Origin of the sequence: Pseudomonas sp. Sample_10 (assembly GCF_004321495.1) — a bacterium.
Classification (GTDB): Bacteria; Pseudomonadota; Gammaproteobacteria; order Pseudomonadales; family Pseudomonadaceae; genus Aquipseudomonas.
Window position 1 is genome coordinate 1 of record NZ_RCOE01000271.1, and the last position, 3605, is coordinate 3605.

The window sequence follows — 3605 nt, forward strand, 5'->3', positions numbered from 1 at the left end:
CGCTGGTGATGGCGCTGGTGATTTCGCCGATGGTGGTGCCGGTGGTGATCATCGGTGTGGCCAGTTATCTGTTCTTCGCGCCATTGGGGCTGGGCAACAGCTTCTTCTCGCTGATCGTGGTGCATGCGGTGCTGGGCGTGCCGTTTGTGATCATCACGGTGTCGGCGACCTTGCAGGGCTTCAACCACAATCTGGTGCGTGCCGCTGCGAGCCTCGGTGCTTCGCCACTGGTCGCGTTCCGGCGAGTGACGTTGCCGTTGATCGCACCGGGGGTGATTTCCGGTGCGCTGTTCGCCTTCGCGACGTCCTTCGATGAAGTCGTGGTGACGCTGTTTCTCGCTGGCCCCGAGCAAGCGACCTTGCCACGTCAGATGTTCAGCGGTATCCGCGAAAACCTCAGCCCGACCATCGCCGCCGCCGCGACGCTGCTGATCGCCTTCTCGGTAATCCTGCTGCTGACCCTGGAATGGCTGCGTGGCCGTAGCGAGAAACTGCGTACCGCGCAGGTTTGACGGCCAGCGATGATCGTTCCCACGCTCCGCGTGGGAACGCAGCCCGGGACGCTCCGCGTCCCAATCCAGAGCCGAACGCGGAGCGTCCGTTGAGGCATTCCCACGCGGAGCGTGGGAACGATCGTGCTACAGGCTCGCTCATTCATGACCTGAATGGCAGACAACCCCCAATCCCCAGCTACTCTTGTGCCCAGCTCCCCTATCTATAAGAGGCTGCGCACATGAGTCTTTCCTCTTTCAAAATCGCTCACAAACTGATCACCGGCGCAGGGGCCATCGAGCAACTGTCGGCCGAGCTCACTCGACTGGACATCGACAACCCGCTGATCGTCACCGACGCTGCGCTGGTCAGGTCCGGCACCGTAGAGCTGGCGCTGGCGCAGTTGGGGGATCGAACCTACGAGATCTTCGACCGGGTGCTGCCCGATCCGGAAATCGCCATTGTCGAAGACTGCATGCGGGTCTACCGCGAAGGCGGGCATGACGGCTTGATCGGCCTGGGTGGCGGTAGTGCCATCGATATTGCCAAGAGTGTTGCGGCGTATGCCGGTTATCACGGCGCGCTGGAGGATTTGTTCGGCGTCGACCAGGTACCGCGCAAAGGCCCGCCGCTGATCGCCATCCCGACCACCGCCGGTACGGGTTCAGAAGTGACCAATGTGGCGATCCTTTCCGACAAGGTCGCGCAATTGAAGAAGGGCATCGTCAGCGATTACCTGTTGCCGGACGTGGCACTCGTCAGTCCGCAAATGACCCTGACCTGCCCGCGCAGTGTCACCGCCGCCAGTGGCGTCGATGCCTTGGTGCATGCCATCGAATCCTACCTGTCGGTCAATGCCTCGCCGATCACCGATGCCCTAGCCATCGGCGCGATCAAGCTGATCGCCCAGGCTTTGCCCAAGGCCTATGCCAACCCCTCCAACCTGCAGGCCCGCGAGGACATGGCCACCGCCAGCCTGATGGCCGGCATGGCGTTCGGCAACGCTGGGGTCGGCGCGGTGCATGCGCTGGCCTATCCGTTGGGTGGTCGATTCAATATTGCCCATGGCGTCAGCAATGCCTTGCTGCTGCCCTATGTCATGACCTGGAACAAAATGGCGTGCGTCGAACGCATGCAGGATATCGCCGAGGCCATGGGCGTGAAGACCGCGCAGTTGAGCGTCAATGAGGCGGCCGATAAAGCCGTGCAAGCCATGACCGAATTGTGTGCAGCGGTGGAAATCCCCGCGGGTCTGCGCAGTTTCGGGGTGCCTGAGGATGCCATCCCCGCCATGGCTGTGGAAGCCGCGGGCATTGAACGCTTGATGCGCAACAATCCGCGCAAATTGAGCGCGATTGATATCGAGAAGATCTACCGCGCTGCCTACTGATCATCGCGCTCACGGTGCGCGCGCCAAAGCATGAGGTATACAATGCGCGCCATCGTGATTTTGCTCAGAAAAGGTGCGTCATGCAGCCCTTCGTAATTGCTCCGTCGATTCTCTCCGCCGACTTCGCCCGCCTGGGTGAAGAAGTGGACAATGTCCTGGCCGCCGGCGCCGACTTCGTGCACTTCGATGTCATGGACAACCACTACGTGCCCAACCTGACCATCGGCCCGATGGTCTGTGCGGCGTTGCGCAAATATGGCGTGACCGCGCCGATCGACGCGCACCTGATGGTCAGTCCGGTGGATCGCATCGTCGGTGACTTCATCGAAGCTGGCGCGACCTACATCACCTTCCACCCGGAAGCCACGCAGCACGTCGACCGTTCCCTGCAACTGATCCGCGAAGGCGGCTGCAAGTCGGGCCTGGTGTTCAACCCGGCGACCCCGCTCGACGTGCTCAAGTACGTGATCGACAAGGTCGACATGATCCTGCTGATGAGTGTCAACCCGGGCTTCGGCGGGCAGAAGTTCATCCCGGGTACCCTCGACAAGCTGCGCGAAGCACGCGCATTGATCGATGCCTCCGGTCGCGACATTCGCCTGGAGATCGATGGCGGCGTGAACGTCAGCAACATCCGCGAAATCGCTGCGGCAGGCGCCGATACCTTCGTCGCCGGCTCGGCCATCTTCAATGCGCCGAACTATCAGGAAGTCATCGACAAGATGCGTTCCGAATTGGCGCTGGCTCGCCCATGAGTGGTTTTGAGCAGCTGTTCCCGGGAAGCCTGCCAAGGCTGGTGATGTTCGATCTGGATGGCACGCTGATCGATTCGGTCCCCGACCTCGCGGCCGCTGTGGATAACATGCTGCTCAAACTCGGTCGCGCACCGGCCGGTATCGCGTCGGTGCGCGAGTGGGTCGGCAACGGCGCCCCGGTGCTGGTGCGTCGTGCGCTGGCCGGTGGTCTCGATCATTCTAAAGTCGACAATGACGAAGCCGAGCGGGCATTGGAAATTTTCATGCAGGCTTACGGCGCAAGCCATGAGTTGACGGTGGTCTACCCCGGCGTTCGCGATACCCTGAAGTGGCTGCAAAAGCAGGGCGTCGAGATGGCCTTGATCACCAACAAGCCGGAGCGCTTCGTCGCACCGTTGCTCGATCAGCTGAAAATCGGCCGTTACTTTCGACTGATCATTGGCGGTGACACCCTGCCACAGAAAAAACCGGACCCGGCCGCGCTGTTTTTCGTGATGAAAATGACCAACATCCCGGCTTCGCAGTCTTTGTTCGTCGGCGATTCACGCAGTGATGTGCTGGCGGCGAAGGCAGCAGGGGTCAAGTGTGTGGCATTGAGCTACGGCTACAACCATGGCCGGCCAATTGCCGAAGAGTCGCCGGCTCTGGTGATCGACGATCTGCGCAAGTTAATTCCCGGTTGCCTGGATCTTGCCGCTGAGATAACGTTGCCCGACGCTGTTCAATCCCCTCCTGGAAATCCCATCGTGGTGGTCACTCGCAAACTCTGGATGAAAGTCATCAAGGCCCTGGCCCGCTGGCGTTGGCGCGCCTGACTTGATCCTGGCCGGCTCCCCGGCGCGTTTGCATACCTGACTGTTAGACCCTCAAGCCACGAGGCACATCATGATCCGCGAAGAATTCCTGCGTTTGGCCGCTGCCGGCTACAACCGCATCCCGCTTGCCTGCGAAACCCTGGCCGACTTCGA

General features: G+C 61.2%; 5 protein-coding genes. All 5 read left to right on the top strand.

Annotated features, from left to right (window positions below):
- The coding region (locus tag D8U18_RS25545; protein WP_131108878.1) for an ABC transporter permease at positions 1 to 512 on the top strand (512 nt) is incomplete at its 5' end.
- Positions 513 to 733: 221 nt separating this feature from the next.
- Positions 734 to 1882 (top strand): iron-containing alcohol dehydrogenase, encoded by a 1149-nt coding sequence (locus D8U18_RS25550; RefSeq protein ID WP_130906941.1) that lies wholly within the window; start codon positions 734 to 736, stop codon positions 1880 to 1882.
- Between the two features lie 80 nt (positions 1883 to 1962).
- A complete protein-coding gene (gene rpe, locus D8U18_RS25555; RefSeq protein ID WP_131108880.1) occupies positions 1963 to 2637 on the top strand; it encodes a ribulose-phosphate 3-epimerase in 675 nt (224 codons plus the stop codon).
- Positions 2634 to 3452, top strand: coding sequence for a phosphoglycolate phosphatase (locus tag D8U18_RS25560; protein ID WP_131108882.1), 819 nt, complete (start codon positions 2634 to 2636; stop codon positions 3450 to 3452). The genes rpe and D8U18_RS25560 overlap by 4 nt, the downstream gene beginning before the upstream one ends.
- Positions 3453 to 3522: 70 nt before the next feature.
- Positions 3523 to 3605: hypothetical protein (locus D8U18_RS29140; RefSeq protein WP_241664357.1), on the top strand; the 83-nt coding region annotated here is incomplete at its 3' end.

Coding starts and splice junctions, on each gene's coding strand:
- D8U18_RS25550 (WP_130906941.1), top strand. CDS start 734: ATGAGTCTTTCCTCTTTCAAAATCGCTCACAAACTGATCACCGGCGCA.
- rpe (WP_131108880.1), top strand. CDS start 1,963: ATGCAGCCCTTCGTAATTGCTCCGTCGATTCTCTCCGCCGACTTCGCC.
- D8U18_RS25560 (WP_131108882.1), top strand. CDS start 2,634: ATGAGTGGTTTTGAGCAGCTGTTCCCGGGAAGCCTGCCAAGGCTGGTG.